This is a genomic window from Pseudoalteromonas simplex (assembly GCF_015278155.1).
GTDB classification, from domain to species: domain Bacteria; phylum Pseudomonadota; class Gammaproteobacteria; order Enterobacterales; family Alteromonadaceae; genus Pseudoalteromonas; species Pseudoalteromonas simplex.
Genome location: NZ_JADILN010000053.1, coordinates 1 through 360 on the forward strand (window position 1 = coordinate 1; position 360 = coordinate 360).

The 360-nt window shown below is 54.7% G+C and carries 1 rRNA gene; it reads left to right on the forward strand.

What is annotated here, in order from left to right:
• Positions 1–360 (forward strand): 16S ribosomal RNA (locus IRQ78_RS20490); the annotation flags it as partial.

Genomic DNA, 360 nt, shown 5'->3' on the forward strand with positions numbered 1-360 from the left:
CGAGCGGCGGACGGGTGAGTAATGCTTGGGAATATGCCTTATGGTGGGGGACAACAGTTGGAAACGACTGCTAATACCGCATGATGTCTACGGACCAAAGTGGGGGACCTTCGGGCCTCACGCCATAAGATTAGCCCAAGTGGGATTAGCTAGTTGGTGAGGTAATGGCTCACCAAGGCGACGATCCCTAGCTGGTTTGAGAGGATGATCAGCCACACTGGGACTGAGACACGGCCCAGACTCCTACGGGAGGCAGCAGTGGGGAATATTGCACAATGGGCGCAAGCCTGATGCAGCCATGCCGCGTGTGTGAAGAAGGCCTTCGGGTTGTAAAGCACTTTCAGTAAGGAGGAAAGGTTA